16 protein-coding genes are annotated in these 16,956 nt (G+C 62.7%); 8 read left to right on the top strand and 8 right to left on the bottom strand.

All coding sequences use genetic code 11. The features are described 5' to 3' along the window. Positions 1-176: 176 nt before the first annotated feature. The 5 genes from Q0908_RS07570 (at position 177) to Q0908_RS07550 (ending at position 6,229) form a co-directional block, all read left to right on the top strand. Entirely contained in the window at positions 177-1,124 is a 948-nt protein-coding gene (locus Q0908_RS07570) for a glutathione S-transferase C-terminal domain-containing protein (RefSeq protein WP_299282503.1), read from the top strand. Between the two features lie 170 nt (positions 1,125-1,294). After that, on the top strand, positions 1,295-3,067 hold the full coding sequence (locus Q0908_RS07565) for an SLC13 family permease (protein WP_299282501.1): 1,773 nt from the start codon (positions 1,295-1,297) through the stop codon (positions 3,065-3,067). Between the two features lie 77 nt (positions 3,068-3,144). Continuing rightward, positions 3,145-4,002: a bile acid:sodium symporter family protein gene (locus Q0908_RS07560; RefSeq protein WP_299282498.1), complete on the top strand. Its 858-nt coding sequence runs from the start codon at positions 3,145-3,147 to the stop codon at positions 4,000-4,002. Positions 4,003-4,014: 12 nt separating this feature from the next. Then, positions 4,015-5,673, top strand: a complete 1,659-nt coding sequence (locus tag Q0908_RS07555) for an FAD-binding dehydrogenase (RefSeq protein WP_299282495.1) — start codon at positions 4,015-4,017, stop codon at positions 5,671-5,673. A 112-nt stretch (positions 5,674-5,785) separates the two neighbouring features. Next, positions 5,786-6,229 (top strand): PAS domain-containing protein, encoded by a 444-nt coding sequence (locus tag Q0908_RS07550; RefSeq protein ID WP_299282492.1) that lies wholly within the window; start codon positions 5,786-5,788, stop codon positions 6,227-6,229. Here the strand turns inward: Q0908_RS07550 and Q0908_RS07545 are convergent. From Q0908_RS07545 to Q0908_RS07535, 3 genes are read right to left on the bottom strand one after another with little or no spacing between them, the layout of a single operon-like run. Further along, entirely contained in the window at positions 6,226-8,004 is a 1,779-nt protein-coding gene (locus tag Q0908_RS07545) for an SLC13 family permease (RefSeq protein ID WP_299282489.1), read from the bottom strand. The genes Q0908_RS07550 and Q0908_RS07545 overlap by 4 nt on opposite strands. Positions 8,005-8,021: 17 nt before the next feature. Next, positions 8,022-8,954, bottom strand: coding sequence for a DMT family transporter (locus Q0908_RS07540; protein ID WP_299282486.1), 933 nt, complete (start codon positions 8,952-8,954; stop codon positions 8,022-8,024). Further along, positions 8,951-9,760 (bottom strand): TIGR00282 family metallophosphoesterase, encoded by an 810-nt coding sequence (locus Q0908_RS07535; RefSeq protein ID WP_299282485.1) that lies wholly within the window; start codon positions 9,758-9,760, stop codon positions 8,951-8,953. Before Q0908_RS07535 ends, Q0908_RS07540 begins: the two co-directional genes overlap by 4 nt. A gap of 101 nt (positions 9,761-9,861) precedes the next feature. Here Q0908_RS07535 and Q0908_RS07530 point away from each other — a divergent pair, with 101 nt between their 5' ends. Together Q0908_RS07530 and Q0908_RS07525 are read left to right on the top strand one after the other, a co-directional pair. Further along, complete coding sequence (locus Q0908_RS07530) at positions 9,862-10,230, top strand: hypothetical protein (protein ID WP_299282483.1); 369 nt, start codon at positions 9,862-9,864, stop codon at positions 10,228-10,230. A 72-nt stretch (positions 10,231-10,302) separates the two neighbouring features. Then, positions 10,303-10,827 carry a YcnI family protein gene (locus Q0908_RS07525; protein WP_299282481.1) on the top strand — a complete coding sequence of 175 codons (525 nt, stop codon included), beginning with the start codon at positions 10,303-10,305 and terminating at the stop codon, positions 10,825-10,827. 63 nt (positions 10,828-10,890) lie between these two features. On the opposite strand, the gene Q0908_RS07520 is transcribed toward Q0908_RS07525, so the two are convergent. Together Q0908_RS07520 and mgtE are read right to left on the bottom strand one after the other, a co-directional pair. Beyond that, positions 10,891-11,469: a 5-formyltetrahydrofolate cyclo-ligase gene (locus Q0908_RS07520; RefSeq protein ID WP_299282480.1), complete on the bottom strand. Its 579-nt coding sequence runs from the start codon at positions 11,467-11,469 to the stop codon at positions 10,891-10,893. 73 nt (positions 11,470-11,542) lie between these two features. Continuing rightward, positions 11,543-12,946: a magnesium transporter gene (gene mgtE, locus Q0908_RS07515; RefSeq protein WP_299283144.1), complete on the bottom strand. Its 1,404-nt coding sequence runs from the start codon at positions 12,944-12,946 to the stop codon at positions 11,543-11,545. A gap of 144 nt (positions 12,947-13,090) precedes the next feature. Here mgtE and guaD point away from each other — a divergent pair, with 144 nt between their 5' ends. After that, the gene (gene guaD, locus Q0908_RS07510) at positions 13,091-14,383 is read left to right on the top strand and encodes a guanine deaminase (protein WP_299282479.1); all 1,293 of its coding nucleotides are present in this window, start codon (positions 13,091-13,093) and stop codon (positions 14,381-14,383) included. Here the strand turns inward: guaD and Q0908_RS07505 are convergent. From Q0908_RS07505 to hisN, 3 genes are read right to left on the bottom strand one after another with little or no spacing between them, the layout of a single operon-like run. Continuing rightward, entirely contained in the window at positions 14,380-14,802 is a 423-nt protein-coding gene (locus Q0908_RS07505) for a CAP domain-containing protein (protein WP_299282478.1), read from the bottom strand. The two genes, guaD and Q0908_RS07505, sit on opposite strands and share 4 nt — an antisense overlap. Next, entirely contained in the window at positions 14,802-16,142 is a 1,341-nt protein-coding gene (locus Q0908_RS07500; protein ID WP_299282476.1) for an 8-oxoguanine deaminase, read from the bottom strand. The genes Q0908_RS07505 and Q0908_RS07500 overlap by 1 nt, the downstream gene beginning before the upstream one ends. Next, positions 16,139-16,933, bottom strand: coding sequence for a histidinol-phosphatase (gene hisN, locus Q0908_RS07495; protein WP_299282473.1), 795 nt, complete (start codon positions 16,931-16,933; stop codon positions 16,139-16,141). Before hisN ends, Q0908_RS07500 begins: the two co-directional genes overlap by 4 nt. Positions 16,934-16,956 lie beyond the last annotated feature (23 nt).

The raw sequence follows: 16,956 nt of genomic DNA, 5'->3' as shown, positions 1-16,956 counted from the left end.
GCTGCCTCCTGTCTTCCGCCGTCGCGGTATATGTCGAAAATGCGTTCCGCGATGCTATAGGGCAAGGGCGCGGGCCGGGGCAAGCCCGCCCTGTGCGGACATGCAGGGCAGATGCGCGTCGCCAATCGCGACGATGCCGTTAATCTGCGCACAAAAGCGAAAGGCGACAGCAGCACATGGGCGTGATGATCAATGGAACCTATGACGTCAATGACCCGGCTCCGAATACGGATGCCAGCGGGGCCTATGAACGGGCCAAAAGCACCCTGCGCAACTGGATCACGACAGATGGTTCCTACTTGCCCCAAGCTGGCCGCTACCACCTCTTTGTTGCGTGGAACTGCCCATGGGCGCACCGTACACTGTTGGCGCGCGCGGTGCTGAACCTCACCGAGGCCGTCTCGATCAGCATCGCGAAACCCCGCCGCACCGACCAAGGCTGGGTGTTTGACACAAGCGGGGCCTATAGCGACCCCGAACTGAGCGCACATGCGGTGCACGAGGTCTATGCCCGTCAAACCCCGGGCTACACGGGCCGGATCACGGTGCCGGTCCTGTGGGACAAGGACACCGAACAGATCGTGTCGAACGAAAGTGCGGACATCACTCGGATGCTGGCCCTCGCCTTTGACCCCGCCCGCCGACTGGTCCCCAAAGCGCACGAGGCAGAGATCGACGGCTGGAACACCCTTATCCATTCCCGCATCAACAACGGCGTCTACCGCGCCGGCTTCGCACGCAGCCAAGAGGCCTATGACAGCGCTGTAACGGACCTCTTTGCAGCACTTGACGAGATCGAAGACCACCTCAAAACCCGCACCACACTTGTGGGCGACACCCTCACCGAGGCTGATCTCAGACTGTTCCCCACGCTCGCCCGCTTTGACGTGGCCTATCACTACGCTTTCAAATGCAACCTCAAGAAGCTGTCGGACTACCCCAATCTCTGGGACTACGCCCGCGCGCTTTATACAGTGCCGGGCATCGCAAAGACCGTCAAACCCGACATCTACAAAGCAGGCTACTTCTCCCCCTCAGAATTGCGCAACCCACTCGGCATCATCCCCACAGGCCCTCATGTGAACTGGACCGAACCACCAGATCGCACCATCCCACCGCTCTGAACCCAAAGCTTCTTTTGACCAAAAATACCGCGGGGGAGTCGCGCCAGCGACGGGGGCAGCACCCCCTGAAACATCGTGTCGCGCCAGCGCCCTTCGGATCATGGCCAAGTCCCCTCACGACAAGCAAAAAACAACTGGCACGCCCGGCACCGCCTCCCTAGGGTGCGGCCATGACAATAGATCAGATTATCCTCTTCACCCTGTTTGGCACCGTCTTTGGGATGCTGCTCTGGGGCAAGTTCCGTTATGATATCGTGGCCTTCTCGGCACTGATGATCGGCGTCGTGCTCGGGGTCGTGCCCAGTGCGGACGCGTTCTCGGGCTTTGGACATCCGGCCACATTGGTCGTGGCCCTGGTGCTTGTGGTCTCGGCGGGGCTGGTGCGCTCGGGCGCCGTTTTCCTGATCACCCGCACGCTGGTGGATTCCAGCCGCGCCCTCGGCGGGCATATCGCGCTCATGGGGGCCATCGGGGGCGTGCTCTCGGCCTTCATGAACAACGTGGCCGCCCTTGCCCTGCTCATGCCTGTGGATGTGCAAACCGCGCGCAAGGCAGGGCGCAGCCCGGGCCTCAGCCTCATGCCGCTCAGCTTCGCGACGATCCTTGGAGGCATGGTCACGCTGATCGGCACACCCCCCAATATCATCATCGCCACGATCCGCGAGGATGCGTTGGGGGAACCTTTCCGCATGTTCGACTTTGCCCCTGTCGGCGGGGTCGCGGCGGTTGCGGGGCTGATCTTTGTCGCGCTGGTCGGCTGGCGCATGATCCCCGCGCGCGAGGATGCCTGCGCGGAACTCGAAGAACTGGCCAGCTATGTCGCCGAACTCGTCGTGCCCGAGGACAGCAAACATATCGGCAAGCGGCTCGGAGAGTTGGAAGAGGACGCCGACAAGGCAGATGTTGCCATCGTGGGCCTCTTGCGCGAGGGCAAGCGGCGCTATGGCCGCGCGCGCAGCTCGGAACTCAAAGCAGGCGATGCGCTGATCATCGAAGCCGCGCCCGATGCGCTGGACGAATTCCGCGCCGCCACCGGCTTGGCCGTTGCCGATGCCGAACGCGAGGAAAAACTCAACGCCGCCGGTGAAGGCGTCGAGATCATTGAGGTCGTGGTGACCGAAAACAGCCGCCTTGTGGGCCGCACCGCGCAAATGGTCGGGCTGGCCTGGCGGCGCAACACCGTTCTGTTGGGCCTGTCGCGGCGCGGCGTGCGCATCACCAACCAGATCCGCAAGACCGAGATTCAGACGGGGGACATCCTGTTGCTGCTTGTGCCGCGCGACACGGGCGCGGACGTGACCCAATGGCTGGGCTGCCTGCCGCTGGAAAGCCGTGGCCTCGCCGTGACGGAGGACAGCAAGGTGTGGATGGCCATTGGCCTTTTTGGCGCAGCGGTTCTGGGGGCCAGCGTTGGCCTGCTATACCTACCGATCGCCTTGGGGCTTGTGGTCATCGCCTATGTGCTCACGCGCATCGTACCCCTGTCCGAGCTTTACACCCATATCGAATGGCCCGTTGTGGTTCTGCTTGGTTCCATGATCCCGCTCGGCGCAGCACTTGAAACCTCCGGGGGCACCGAGTTGATCGCAGGCTGGCTGATCACCCTTACACAAGGCATGCCCGCATGGGCGGTTCTGACCGTTCTGATGGTGGTGACCATGTCGCTGTCGGATGTGCTGAACAATACGGCGACCACGATTGTGGCCGCACCAGTCGGCATCCAGATGGCACGCTCGCTCGACGTCTCGCCCGACCCGTTCCTGATGGCTGTGGCCGTCGCGGCGTCTTCGGCCTTCCTGACGCCCATCGGACACAAGAACAACACGCTGATCCTTGGCCCCGGCGGCTACCACTTTGGCGACTATTGGCGCATGGGTCTGCCGCTTGAGGTCATCGTGATCGCCGTGTCCATTCCCGCGATCCTCGTGTTCTGGCCGCTCTGACCTTGCGCCCTGCCGGCGCGTAAACATTGCGCGCCCCTGCGCGTCATGCGTAACCTGACCCGCAGGGAGACAAACATATGGACACATTGATCAACGTGGTGCTGCCGCTGTCGCTGGCGATCATCATGCTGAGCCTTGGCATCGGGCTGACACTTGGCGACTTTGCGCGCGTGTTGCGCCAACCCAAGGCCTTTGCCATCGGCGCAGTGGCGCAGGTCATATTGCTGCCCATTGTCACCTATATCATCGTTCTGGCCTTTGGCTTTGGCACGGAACTCGCGGTCGGCTTCATGCTGCTCAGCTTTTGCCCCGGTGGCGTGACCTCGAACATGGTGTCCCGGCTGGCACGCGGCGACGTGGCGCTGTCCGTTTCCCTTACGGCTGTCATCAGCCTGCTCAGCATCCTCACCGTGCCGGTACTCGCGGCTTGGGCCGTGGTTCATTTCATGGGCGATGCCGCGCCCGATGTGTCCGTGACGTCCCTTGCCATTGCGATGTTTCTGATCACCACCCTGCCTGTGCTGATCGGTGTCACGATCCGCCATTTTGCGCCCGGTTTCGCGACCGCCGTCGACTCCTTTCTGACCCGACTGGCGACGCTATTGTTCATCCTGATCGTCATTGCAGCGCTGATCGGCAACTGGGACACGTTCATCGAGAATCTGGGCACGCTTGGCCCGGCGCTGATCGTCCTGAACGTCGCACTGCTGCTGATCGGTTTCGGGCTTGCGCGCACCGCCGCCCTTGGCTGGCACCAATCCAAAACTGTCTCGATCGAGGCGGGCATCCAGAACGCGACCCTCGGGATCACGCTGGCCGCCCTGATCTCAGGGCAAAGCGAAGGGTTCAGCGCGATGGCCCTGCCCGCCGCCGTCTACGGGATCACGATGTATTTGGTCGCGCTCCCATTCCTTGCCTTCTATCGCAGCCGCTAAAGGATCAGGCCCATGGACAGTGCTGACGCCATCATCATCGGATCGGGCCTTGCAGGCCTCGCCGCTGCCGCCGAACTCGGGGATCGCGGCAAACAGGTGATCGTGGTCGATCAGGAACCGCGCAGTTTCATCGGCGGTCAGGCGTTCTGGAGCCTTGGGGGCCTGTTCATGATCGATACGCCCGAACAGCGCCGCATGGGCATCCGCGACAGCCGCCAGTTGGCGTTGAACGATTGGATGGGCAGCGCACAGTTTGACCGGGACGAGGACGCATGGCCGCGCAAATGGGCCGAAGCCTATCTGGATTTCGCCGCCGGAGAGATGCGGCCTTGGCTGCACGCGATGGGCCATCGCTGGTTCCCGGTCGTGGGCTGGGCTGAACGCGGCGGCGGCTTTGCCGATGGGCACGGCAATTCGGTGCCGCGCTTTCACATCACATGGGGCACTGGCCCGGGCATAATCGAACAATTCGTGCGCCGCTGTCTGGAGCATGAAAAAGCCGGGCTCATTACCTTCCAATTCCGCCATCAGGTCGACCGGATCGACATGGAAAATGGCGCGGCCAAAGGAATCAGCGGCACGGTGCTGGCCGAAGACACCGCCGAGCGCGGCCAAAAGACCAACCGCGATCCGGTGCGGGGCTTCAGCTTGCGCGCGCCGTCGGTCATCGTGACCTCGGGTGGCATCGGCGGCAATTTCGAGATGGTGCGCAAGGTCTGGCCCACCGACCGCCTTGGCCCCGCGCCCAAGGACATGGTTGCGGGCGTGCCGGCCCATGTGGACGGGCGCATGATCGGTATATCCGAAACCGCAGGCGGTCATGTCATCAACGGCGACCGGATGTGGCACTACACCGAAGGGGTCAAGAACTGGGATCCGATCTGGCCCGCCCACGGCATCCGCATCCTGCCAGGCCCCTCCTCGATGTGGTTTGACGCCACCGGCAACCGCTTCGCACCGCCTGCCCTGCCCGGTTTTGACAGTATGGGGACCCTGCGCGAGATCCTGAAGACGGGCTATGACTATAGTTGGTTCGTGCTGACCCAGAAGATCATCAAGAAAGAGTTTGCGCTGTCAGGCTCCGAACAGAACCCGGATTTCACCTCGAAAAAGTGGAGCGAGGTCATCCGCCAACGCATTCTGTCGGGTTCTAAGGCGACAGCCCCCGTCGAGGCGTTCAAGGAGCGGGGCGAGGACTTTGTGGTCGCCAATGATCTCACAGCCCTCGTCAACGGCATGAACCAGGTGGCAGGCGGCAACCTGATCACCGAGGCCAAGCTGCGCCCCCAGATCGAGGCGCGCGACGCCCAGGTCGACAATCCGTTCTCCAAGGACGCGCAAATCATGGCGATCCATGCCGCACGCAACTATCGAGGCGACCGGCTGATCCGCACCGCCAAGCCGCACAAATTCCTCGACCCGGCCAACGGCCCTCTGATCGCTGTCAAACTGCATATCCTCACCCGCAAAACTCTTGGCGGGCTGCAAACCAACCTCGACAGCCAGATGATTGCGGCCGATGGGGCGACGGTACCGGGCTTGTTTGCCGCCGGAGAGGTCGCAGGTTTCGGCGGAGGTGGCTATCACGGCTACAACGCGCTTGAGGGGACGTTTCTGGGCGGATGCATCTTTTCCGGCCGAAACGCAGGACGCTCGGACGCGATTGCCTGAGCGTACCTCGGCTGAAAACCACTGTGACGCCAACGGCGTCAATCCTTTGTTAAGGAACATAAGGTGAAAGTGGTGCCAGTTCGGGCATATGTCAGGCCCGGTTGGAGGTGTGATGACAATAACTCAGGAATTGGAACGGCCCGTGCGTGATGCAGATGCGATGCGCGCGCTTGGGTATGAGGATACGGAACGCGAGGCCGCGATGATGGCCTGCACAGCCGATTGCGTCAAACTGCTCAGACCCGATGGCACCGTCGCCTACATGAGCCAGAACGGCATGTGCGCGATGGAAATTGATGATTTTTCCCAAGTTTATGGTCAAAGGTGGAGCGCGCTGTGGCCTTCGGATGCAAGTGCGCTGATCGAACAGTCCATCGTACAGGCCCGAAACGGCAAGACTGCGCATTTCATTGCCGAATGCCCTACGGCCAAGGGTGCCTCCGCCCGGTGGGACGTGACGGTGCAGGCGATCTTTGGCGATGACGGAAACCCAAGCGAATTCATCGCGGTCTCTCGGCGCACCAGTGACCCGATCCGCCCCTTGACGGTCTGCTAAAGCGGCCAGATGAATGGAATGACCGCTGAGGCGAGCAGGCCCACGCTCAGATTCAGCGGAATGCCCACACGCATGAAATCGGTGAATTTGTATCCGCCGGGGCCGTAGACCAGCATGTTGGTCTGATAGCCGATGGGCGTCGCGAACGAGGCCGAGGCCGCCACCATCACCGCCACGACAAGCGGGCGCGGGTCGATCCCCATGGCACTTGCCAGCCCAATCGCAATGGGCGTGACCACCACGGCAACCGCATTGTTGCTGACTAGCTCGGTCAGAACAGAGGTCAGCAGGTAAATCGCCCACACGATCAGGAACGGGGGCAGCATGGCCAACCCCGGCGCGAGCGCATCCACGATCAGCGCAACGGCCCCGGATGCCTCAAGCGCGGCACCGATCCCAAGCATCGCAAAGATCAGGGCAAGCAGGCGGCCATCCACAAAGGAAAACGCCTCGTCCGCGTCAATGCAGCGGGTCACCAGCACGATGGCCACCGCAAAAATCGACAGCATGAAAATCGGGGCAACGCCAAGCGCAGCGAACACCACAAGGCCGATCAGGACCGTCAAAACGATGGGTGCGTGACTGCGGCGGAACGCGCGCTGCGAGGGTTGGGAGACGTCCACCATGTCCATGTCATTGGCAAGGCGCTGAATGTCCTCGGGCGCGCCTTCCAGCAACAGCGTGTCGCCGACTTTGACAACCAATTCATCTAGTTGCCGCCCGATATTCGTATTCCGCCGATGCACCGCCAGCGGATAGACCCCGTAGCGCCGACGCAGGCGCAGGGCGCCGAGCGACCGCCCGATCATCTTGCAGCCCGGCGTAATCAAAACCTCAACGGTGGTCGTCTCGACCGCGCCCACCTGATCCAGCCGCTTGAGTTCCTTGTTGCTTTGCAGACTCAGCAATTCGGTCATCTGCGTGCGCAGTACCACACGGTCGCCAACCTGCAATTCGACCCCCTCCAGATTGCGCCGCAAGGACTGATCGCCACGAATGAGGTCGATCAGGCGCACGCCGTCTCGCTTGAACAGTTGCACGCCCTGCACCTCGCGCCCAATCAGGTTGGACTCCGGCGGGATGACGGCTTCGGTAAAGAATTTCATCCGGCTGCGGTCACTGAGCAGGCTTGCCATGCTGTCGCGATCCGGCAGCAACATCGGCCCGAAAAACCGAAGATAAATCATGCCCCAGATCACCAGAATGATACCCAGTGGCGTGACCTCAAAGATGGTGAACGGTGCCAGCCCCTGCGCCCGCGCAACCCCATCCACCAACAGGTTGGTCGAGGTCCCGATCAACGTCAACGTGCCCCCAAGGATCGCCGCATAGCTGAGCGGAATCAACATCTTGGATGGGGCCAGCCCCATGGTTTTGGCCAGTTGGATAAAGACGGGGATCATCACCACGACCACCGGCGTGTTGGACACGATGGCCGAGCTGAAAATGACGAAGCTCAGCAACAGCGCGATGGCAATCACCGGATTGGTCCGCGCCCTTTTGTCGGCCATGGCCGTGAATGCATCCAGCGCGCCCGTGCGTACCAGCGCCCCCATGATGATGAACATCGCCGCGATGGTCCAAGGTGCCGGGTTGGACAAAACCGCCAGCGCGTCCTCGTACGGCAACGCACCCGAGGCGAGCATGACCCCCACGCCCGTGATCGCCACAACCTCGGTCGGGAAACTTTCGCGCAAAAACAGGATGAACATGAGGCCCACCACGGTCAGCGTCAAAATGGCATAGCCTGTCTGCGATAGCTCAATCAGACCCATGTGCCACTTCGTCTCCCTCAGTGCGTCGGATCAGTTTCCCCCATCGCCGCGCCCGCATCAAGCGGTGCTTTGCGCGGTTGCACCAGGTACATGCCCAGCAACATCAGGCCCAAAGCACCCCAGATCACGGGGGGATAGGCTTCGCCCAGGATCAGCCACGCCCAGAAAATGCCAAACAGGGTTACAAGATAGCTGATCTGCACCGCAAAGACGGGCCCGGCGCGCCCAACCAGCCACACATACCCCGCATAGACGAGCACATGCAGCACCGAGCTGATGATCTGCGCGATATCCGGCGCACCGTAGGGTGGGCGCGGGTCGATCCACTGTCCGGACCCAAGCGCCAGTGGAAAGGTGATCACCGCGCCCACGATCGACGCACCCCACAAGACCTGTATCGGATCAAGCCCAGCGGTCCCCCACTTGGCCACTACATTGCCTTCGCAGGCGTAAAACAGCCCCGACACCAAGCCGATCAGCACCCACATCACCGGGATCGCACCTGACATATCAGCGCCCGGCAAGACCAGCAGCATCACCGCCACCAACCCCGCGACCAACCCGCCAAAGCGGCGCCATTCGAACCGGTCCAGCGCCAGCAGCAGCGCAATCGGAAACGCAAAGATCGGGATCATCGACAACAGCAGCGACATCACCCCTGACGGCAAATGCACCGCCGCCTGATAGCTCGCCGAATTGGGCAAGACCGACCCGATCAACGCGATGACCACATAAACACGCAGTTGCGCACGCCCCATCGGCAGACGCTTGCGCGTGACCAACGCAATGGTCGACATCACGATGACCCCAATCGCCAGTTGCCAGAAAATCAGGCCAAAATGCCCGTATCCTTCGCTGACCGCAATCTTGGTCAGCGGCATGGTAAGGCCCCAGCCCACGCCGAACAGCGCCAGAGCACTGCCGTAAAACCAGATCTCGCGCCGGGTCATGGGCCGCTTTGCTGCAACAACCCGCCTTGGCGCACCATCTCGATCCGGGTGGCTTTGCCACTGGCATCGGTCTCGACATAGACGCCCGACAGGGTTGCCTCGCCCAAGGCAGGGGTAAAGCGGTCCTTGGGCATGCCCGTGATGAAGCGGCGCAGCGGTTCATCGCGCTGCATTCCGATGACTGAGTTGTAATCACCGCACATGCCCGCATCGCTGAGGTAGGCGCAGCCCTTGGGCAGGATCATCGCATCGGACGTGGGCACATGGGTGTGCGTGCCCACCATCAGGCTGGCCCGCCCGTCACACCAATGGCCCATCGCCATCTTCTCCGACGTCGCCTCGCAATGGAAATCCACGATGATCGCATCCGCCTGCCCGCCAAGGGGGTGGGCGCGGAACACCGTTTCAAGCGCCGAAAACGGATCGTCAAAGGGCCGCTTCATGAACACCTGACCAAGGGCTTGGGCGACAATCACTTTCTTGCCCCCCCGCGCCGTGAACAGGCGCGCCCCTTTGCCGGGCGAGGCTTTGGAGAAGTTGAGGGGGCGGACGATGCGGGGTTCAGCCTCACAGACCTGCAACATATCCTTCTGATCGAACGCGTGATCGCCAAGGGTGACGCAATCCGCACCCGCTTCAAAGAGCCCCTTGGCATGTGCGCCCGACAGGCCCATGCCAGCCGTCGCATTCTCGCCATTGACCACCACAAAATCGAGGTCCCAATCCGTGCGCATCTGCGGCAAGCGCGCCGCAATCGCCTGGCGGCCCGCCCGGCCCATCACGTCGCCCAAAAACAATATCTTCATACCAGCCCCATATGCCCCGTTCCGGGCGCGCGGCAAGCAAAAACACACCTGCGGCAGCCTGCCCCCTTGGGATGCCACCACGATCGGCCTTAGCTGGTGAAATGCTGCGTCGCGCGATCATTTTGCTGCTCTGCCTCGGCACGCTGCTGCCCAAGGCAAGTGCGACGCTGGCTGTGATCCTGCCCGGCAGCTTTCAGATGATCGTGATCTGCACCGGCTCCGAGATTGCCGTGATCGCGCTTAGTCACACCGGCGCACCGGTCGAGGACGTCGAAATTCACGGGCTGGACTGTGTCGCCGATGCGACCCCCGTGCACGCGCACAGCTTTGATCCCCACTGGGTGCGCCTGGCCCGCAACCACGCTGCGGCGCGGATCGATGCCTCCCAACTGGCATCACGGCAGGATCCCGAGGATTTGCCCTCACGCGGACGCGCGCCGCCGACCTTGGCCTCCGAAATGATACTCTGACCCCTTTGCGCCTCCCGGGTGCCGCAACAGGGCTGACCAGTCGCACCCGGGCCCCATGGCAAAGGAAACCCCATGAAACCCATCGTTATATCTACCGCACTGGCCCTCGGCGCGACGGGCGCATTGGCCCACGCTACACTCGAAACCCAAAGCGCTGTCGCTGGCAGCACCTATAAAGGCGTCATGCGCATCGGCCACGGCTGCGACGGCGAGGCGACCTTGCGCGTCGACATCCACATCCCCGAAGGGGTCATCGCGGTGAAACCCATGCCCAAACCCGGTTGGACACTGACCAGCACTACCGGCACCTACGACCAAAGCTACGACCACTACGGTGATACCCTCACCGAAGGCGTGAAAACCCTGACATGGGAAGGATCATTAGACGACGCGCACTACGACGAGTTCACGTTCCGCGCCAAACTCGCCGGAGACTGGAGCGAGGGGGACATGGTCTTTTTCCCCACATTGCAAACCTGCGCAAACGGCACGGCCGAATGGATGACAATCCCCGCCGCCGGTCAGGATCCCCATGACCTTAATGGCCCTGCGCCGGGGCTCAAAATCAAGACCGACCACAGCGCCCACGACCACTAGGCGGATCAAAAACGGCGAAAGGGATGCGGCTTTCCTTTCGCCAAAAATACCTCGGGGGACGGCCTATGGCCGGGGGGCGGAGCCCCCTGTCACGTCAATAATATCCCGCTCGGTCACAATCATATCGAGCGTTTGATCGGTCGGTTCCAAGGGCAGAGCCTCCAAACACTGCACGCCGTAAGCAAAGCCTATCGCCAAGGTCGCCCGCCGCGCGCGCAACTGCGCAAGGGTGCGATCATAAAAACCACCGCCATATCCCAAACGCGCGCCCGCGCGGGTGAAGCCGACCAGCGGCACAATCACAATCTCCGGGTCAAAGAAGTCATCAACGACAGGCACCGACGCCCCAAAGGGGCCTGCACGCATCGGCCCCTCCGGCTCCCACCGTGAAAAGCGCAATGGCGCGCCCGCCGCCTCGATCACCGGGACAGAGACAGGGCCATGAGCCGCCGCTTCGGCCATCGCAGGCAAGGGATCAATCTCGGACCGGATGGGCATATAGCCCGCCAGCGGAACACCGCGATACCCCGCAAGGACCGACGACAGGACGCCCGACGCCCCGCCCCCATCCAGATCAAAGGCAGCCTTGCGCAGCGCCAGCGCGACCTTGCGCACCTCGGCCTTTTCGCCCGTCACATCCATGCACGCGCACCCCATGGGTCGGTGGGCGGGGCGTCTTTGTGCAAGGCACAAACAGCGTCCGCCCGACGGCCCGTCACAACAACACCAGCGCGGCCAGGCCCAAAAAGGCAAAGAAACCAACCACATCCGTCACCGTGGTCACAAACGCACCCGAGGCAAGCGCCGGGTCCACCCCCAACCGATCCAACACCACCGGGATCACGGTGCCCGCCAAACCGGCCACCACCATATTCACGACCATGGCCGCCGCAATCACATAACCAAGGGCGGGCGAGCCGAACCAGATCACGCCCACAACCCCCATCACGACGGCAAAGACGACGCCGTTGATCAGCCCCACAAGCACCTCACGGCGAATGACGCGCCACACATTGGCACCGGTCAAATCCTTGGTGGCAAGCGCACGCACCGCCACCGTCAGCGATTGGGTCCCCGCATTGCCGCCCATGGACGCCACAATAGGCATCAGCACAGCCAGCGCCACGATCTGCGCAATGGCCATTTCGAACTGCGCAATCACCAGGGACGCCAAAATCGAGGTCACCAGGTTCACCGCCAACCACGGAAGGCGCTGGCGCGTCGTTTCGCGCACATTGTCGGACAAGGCGGATTCCTCGCCCACACCAGCCAGGCGCAGAATGTCCTCTTCGTGTTCCTCATCCAGCACAGCCATCGCGTCATCAATGGTGATCAGACCGATCAGACGGCCCTCATCATCCACAACGGGGGCCGAAATCAGGTGATACTGGTTGAACGCGTAGGCCACATCGCTTTCGTCCTGGCTGGCTGGGATCACGCGAAACGTCTCTTCCAGCAGGTCCACAAGGCGCACCTCACGGCGTGAGCGCATCAACTTGCCAAGGGTCACATTTCCGACGGGATGCAGACGCGGATCGACCAGCACGATATGATAGAACTGGCCCGGCAACTCGTCCTCGTCTGCGCTGCGCAACCGGTCAATGGCCTCGCCTACCGTCCAGTGTTCGGGGGCCATCACGACCTCGCGCTGCATCAAGCGGCCCGCCGAGTACTCGGGGAAGCTCATCGACTGCTCGACAAGGGCGCGGTCGCCCTCTTCCAGCGCTTCGAGGATCACCTCTTGTTGCGCGTCGTCCAGATCCTCAATCAGGTCGACCACGTCATCACTGTCAAGCTCGCGCACCGCGTCGGCAAGCACGGTCGGTTTCAGAACGCCGATGACCTCTTCGCGGATCGACTCGTCCAGTTCGGTCAGGATTTCGCCGTCAAATTCGCGATCATAGAGCCGGATCAGACGCGAGCGATCAAAGGCGTTGATCTGTTCGAGCAGGTCGGCAATATCCGCCGCGTGCAACGGCTCCATCAGCTTGGTCAGCTGGTCGCGATCTTCAATATCAACCGCATAAAGGATCGCAGATACGTCTTTGCGCTCAAGCACATAGGCGTTGTCATCGCCCCCCGCCTCACCGGGCTCTGTTGCGTCAATCTGCTCTGCCATGGCGCGCCGGTCCCCGTGATGAAAGGTGGTGTCGCCCAGACCATAGGGTGCGCCCAACTCGCTGACAATGCCCCGCATCTGCGCAAAGCGCGCGGCGCGACTTTCGCTTTGCGCCCCGCCCCGCGCACGGCCATAATCACGCCCATGACATCACGCCATCTTTTGACCGGCCATGTGCTGCAGTACGCGGGCAACCCGCTGGCGCAGCCCTGGGCCGACGCCGTCCATATCGCCGAAAACAGCGCCATTCTGATCGAGAACGGCCAGATCGCAGCCATCGGCGAGGACGCCCGCGTGAGCGGCCCAGACGTCGTGCATCACGATCACACCGGGCGGCTGATCTGCCCCGGCTTTGTCGACGCACATGTGCATTATCCCCAGACCGCGATCATCGCCTCCTGGGGCAAGCGGCTGATTGACTGGCTCAACACCTACACCTTCCCCGAAGAGATGCGATTTGGCGATCCGGCCTATGCTGCAGAGATTGCCGCGCGTTATCTGGACCTCGCGCTGGATCACGGCACCACCAGCGTGGCCAGCTTCTGCACCATCCACCCCGCTAGCGTGGATGCGCTGTTTGAGGCGAGTGCGGCGCGCAATATGGCCGTGGTAGCGGGCAAGACATGCATGGATCGCAATGCGCCCGAGGGTCTGCGTGACACGGCCCAAAGCGCCTATGACGACAGCAAGGCGCTGCTGGAACACTGGGATCGCAAGGGCCGCGCCCGCTATGCGATCACACCGCGGTTTTCGCCCACCTCGACCCCGGATCAGTTGGCGGCCCTTGGTGCATTATGGGCCGAGCATCCAGGTGTGCTGATGCAGACCCATCTGAGCGAACAGGTGGACGAAATCGACTGGGTTCAGGGTTTGTATCCCGAAGCGCGCGATTATCTCGACACCTATGAGGCGTATGGTTTGCTGGGCGCGCGCGGCGTTTATGGCCATGCCATCCACCTCGAACCGCGAGAGATTGACCGTCTGCGCGATGTGGGCGCGGGCCTTGCTCATTGCCCCACGTCGAATGCGTTCATCGGATCAGGTCTGTGCGACGTCATGGGGCTCAGCCGCGCGGGTCAGGCCGTCGGTCTGGCCACCGATACCGGGGGCGGTTCGTCCTTTTCCATGCTCCGCACCATGGCTGCCGCGTACGAAATTGCGCAGCTGCGGGGCGAGGCCATTCACGCCAGCCAGCTTTTGTGGGCTGCCACAGCCGGATCGGCAGCCGTGCTGCACCGATCGGATGAGATCGGGACGCTTGCGCCGGGTATGATGGCCGATATCTGCGTGCTTGACCTGGCCTCAACCCCCGCAATCGCGCAGCGCGCGCGCGAGGCGGGGGCGATTTGGGATGCGGTCTTTCCCACCATCATGATGGGCGATGATCGCGCCGTGGCCCAGACATGGGTTGCCGGGCGCTGCCTGCGGCAAAGCTAGCAACGCGTGCCCAACACCATCACCCAGTGATTGCCGGGCCCCTGCGCCAATCCAACCTCTTCGGCCTTGCGGTGCAGGATGTTCTTGCGGTGCCCGGGTGAGCCCATCCAGGCCGCCATCACCTCGTTGAGCGAGCGTTGCCCTGCCGCGATATTCTCGGCTCCAAAACAGAACGGATATCCGACCCGTTGCAGGCGCACGCTGATGTCGGACCCGTCCGAGCCTGTATGCGAAAAGAACCCCGCCCGCGCCATGTCCTGCGCATGTGCGGCGGCTGCCGCCTCAAGTTGCGCGTCATAGGCGAGGGCGCTGCGCCCTTTGGCGGCCCGCTCGGCGTTCACCGCTGCAAGCACAGCGGGATCGGCATGGCCCGCACTTGCCCCCAGAACCATCACTAAGACCAATGCCAAAAACCGCATCACATGTCCTCGCTCAATGTTCGCGCCAACGCATTTTGCCGCGCAACAACGGCCCCCAGATCCAAAGTTACCATATGCCCATCGCGCACGATCTGCCGTCCCTCGACAAACAAGTCGCGCACCGTGGTCGGCCCTGCCAGCAGCAGCGCCGCCGCGTCCCAACTGCCCGCAGAGGCCACGCCGGACACATCCCAGATCGCCAGATCAGCCCGCTTGCCCACCGCGATGCGCCCGCAATCGGGCCGCCCCAGCACGTCGGCCCCACAGCGTGTCGCAATCTCGAGCGCCTCATGGGCTGACATGGCATCCGCCCCGCGCGCGACCCGTTGCAGCAACATTGCCTGACGCGCCTCGGCCACCAGATTGCCCGCATCATTGCTGGCTGACCCATCAACGCCAAGGCCAACTGGCACACCCTCATCCCGCATCGCACGCACAGGCGCGATGCCCGATCCAAGGCGGCAATTCGAACAGGGGCAATGGGCCACACCCGTGCCGGTTTCGGCAAAAAGCGCAATCTCGGACGCATCCAATTTCACACAATGGGCGTGCCACACGTCCGGTCCGACCCAGCCCAGATCCTGCGCATATTGGCCCGGGCGGCAGCCGAACTGATCCAGTGAATATGCGATGTCTTCGTCATTTTCGGCCAGATGCGTGTGCATCATAACGCCTTTGTCGCGCGCCAGTATTGCGGCGTCCCGCATCAGCTCGCGGCTGACCGAAAAGGGAGAACAGGGCGCAACACCCACGCGACACATTGATCCCGGGTCCGCGTCGTGAAAGGTGTCGATGACGCGGATACAATCCTCAAGGATCGCCGCCTCATTCTCGACCAGCGTGTCGGGGGGCAGACCGCCCGCGCTTTGCCCAATGCTCATCGCGCCGCGTGTGGGGTGAAACCGGAGACCCACCTCAGCCGCCGCCGCAATGCTGTCATCCAGCCGCGCGCCATTGGGATAGAGATAGAGGTGATCAGAAGTCAGCGTGCAGCCCGACAGAGCCAGTTCGGCCAACCCAACCTGGGCCGAGACGTGCATGTGATCAGGGCTGAACCGCGCCCAGATCGGATAGAGCGTTTGAAGCCAGCCAAACAGCAGTGCGTTCTGGGCCGCAGGCACTGCGCGCGTCATTGTCTGGTAGAGATGGTGGTGGGTGTTGACCAGGCCGGGCGTCACGACGCAACCGGCACCGTTCACGACCTCGCCGGTGGTGGCCAGGTCCGTGCCAATCTCGACAATCACGCCGTCGCGCAGCCGGATATCGGAATCACGCAGGACACGGCGCGCATCGTCCATCGTAACCACGTGGGCCGCATGGCGGATCAGCCATTCGCTCATGTCGCATCCCGCAATATCGCAAGGGCCGCGGCGTGGATGTCGGCATTCGCGGCCGCGAGCGCGCACCCGCCCTTGTGGACCGGGCCGCCCTCCCAATCGGTCACGATGCCGCCTGCGGCCTCGATCAAGGCAATGGGGGCCTGAATGTCATAGCTGTTCAATCCCGCCTCGATCACGAGGTCCGCCTGCCCTGCGGCGATCAGCGCGTATGCATAGCAATCCATACCGTAGCGGACCAGTTTGACCTGCGCGGCCACCGCCTCGAAGGCGGTGCGCTCGGCAGCGGTGCCGACCTCGGGAAAGGTCGTGAACAATACTGCGTCGTTCAAAGCGCGCGGCGCGCGGGTCGAGATGGATGTGGTATCGTGTGGGCCGATCAGGGTCGCTTTGCCGCTCGCTCCCACGAACCGCTCCCCGATATAGGGTTGGTCGATGAGTCCAAGGACCGGGCCGCTGTCTGGCCCGACCGCGATCAGGACACCCCATGTGGGCGTACCCGCAACAAACCCGCGCGTGCCGTCAATCGGATCGAGCACCCATGTCAGACCGCTTGTCCCGTCCTGCGCCCCAAACTCCTCACCCAGAATGGCATCCTGCGGACGCCTTTGGGCCAGCACTGCACGCATCGCCCGTTCGGCGGCCCGGTCGGCAATGGTGACAGGGTCGTAGCCATCCGCCAGCTTGTTGTCGTCGGCAAGATCAGTGGCGCGAAAATGGGGCAGGATGGCGTCGCGCGCAGCATCGGCCAGCGCGTGGGCCACATCGGTCAGATCATGGATGTCGTAAGTCATGATCCTGCGGTGCCAGACCAGGC

It is taken from the genome of uncultured Tateyamaria sp., from assembly GCF_947494755.1.
In the GTDB taxonomy this organism is placed as follows: Bacteria; Pseudomonadota; Alphaproteobacteria; order Rhodobacterales; family Rhodobacteraceae; genus Tateyamaria.
This window is presented reverse-complemented; position numbering and strand designations above follow the sequence as displayed.

Coding starts and splice junctions, on each gene's coding strand:
- Q0908_RS07530 (WP_299282483.1), top strand. CDS start 9,862: ATGCTGCGTCGCGCGATCATTTTGCTGCTCTGCCTCGGCACGCTGCTG.
- Q0908_RS07555 (WP_299282495.1), top strand. CDS start 4,015: ATGGACAGTGCTGACGCCATCATCATCGGATCGGGCCTTGCAGGCCTC.
- Q0908_RS07560 (WP_299282498.1), top strand. CDS start 3,145: ATGGACACATTGATCAACGTGGTGCTGCCGCTGTCGCTGGCGATCATC.
- Q0908_RS07505 (WP_299282478.1), bottom strand. CDS start 14,802: ATGCGGTTTTTGGCATTGGTCTTAGTGATGGTTCTGGGGGCAAGTGCG.
- Q0908_RS07500 (WP_299282476.1), bottom strand. CDS start 16,142: ATGAGCGAATGGCTGATCCGCCATGCGGCCCACGTGGTTACGATGGAC.
- guaD (WP_299282479.1), top strand. CDS start 13,091: ATGACATCACGCCATCTTTTGACCGGCCATGTGCTGCAGTACGCGGGC.
- Q0908_RS07565 (WP_299282501.1), top strand. CDS start 1,295: ATGACAATAGATCAGATTATCCTCTTCACCCTGTTTGGCACCGTCTTT.
- Q0908_RS07540 (WP_299282486.1), bottom strand. CDS start 8,954: ATGACCCGGCGCGAGATCTGGTTTTACGGCAGTGCTCTGGCGCTGTTC.
- Q0908_RS07570 (WP_299282503.1), top strand. CDS start 177: ATGGGCGTGATGATCAATGGAACCTATGACGTCAATGACCCGGCTCCG.
- Q0908_RS07545 (WP_299282489.1), bottom strand. CDS start 8,004: ATGGGTCTGATTGAGCTATCGCAGACAGGCTATGCCATTTTGACGCTG.
- Q0908_RS07520 (WP_299282480.1), bottom strand. CDS start 11,469: ATGGATGTGACGGGCGAAAAGGCCGAGGTGCGCAAGGTCGCGCTGGCG.
- mgtE (WP_299283144.1), bottom strand. CDS start 12,946: ATGGCAGAGCAGATTGACGCAACAGAGCCCGGTGAGGCGGGGGGCGAT.
- Q0908_RS07535 (WP_299282485.1), bottom strand. CDS start 9,760: ATGAAGATATTGTTTTTGGGCGACGTGATGGGCCGGGCGGGCCGCCAG.
- hisN (WP_299282473.1), bottom strand. CDS start 16,933: ATGACTTACGACATCCATGATCTGACCGATGTGGCCCACGCGCTGGCC.
- Q0908_RS07550 (WP_299282492.1), top strand. CDS start 5,786: ATGACAATAACTCAGGAATTGGAACGGCCCGTGCGTGATGCAGATGCG.
- Q0908_RS07525 (WP_299282481.1), top strand. CDS start 10,303: ATGAAACCCATCGTTATATCTACCGCACTGGCCCTCGGCGCGACGGGC.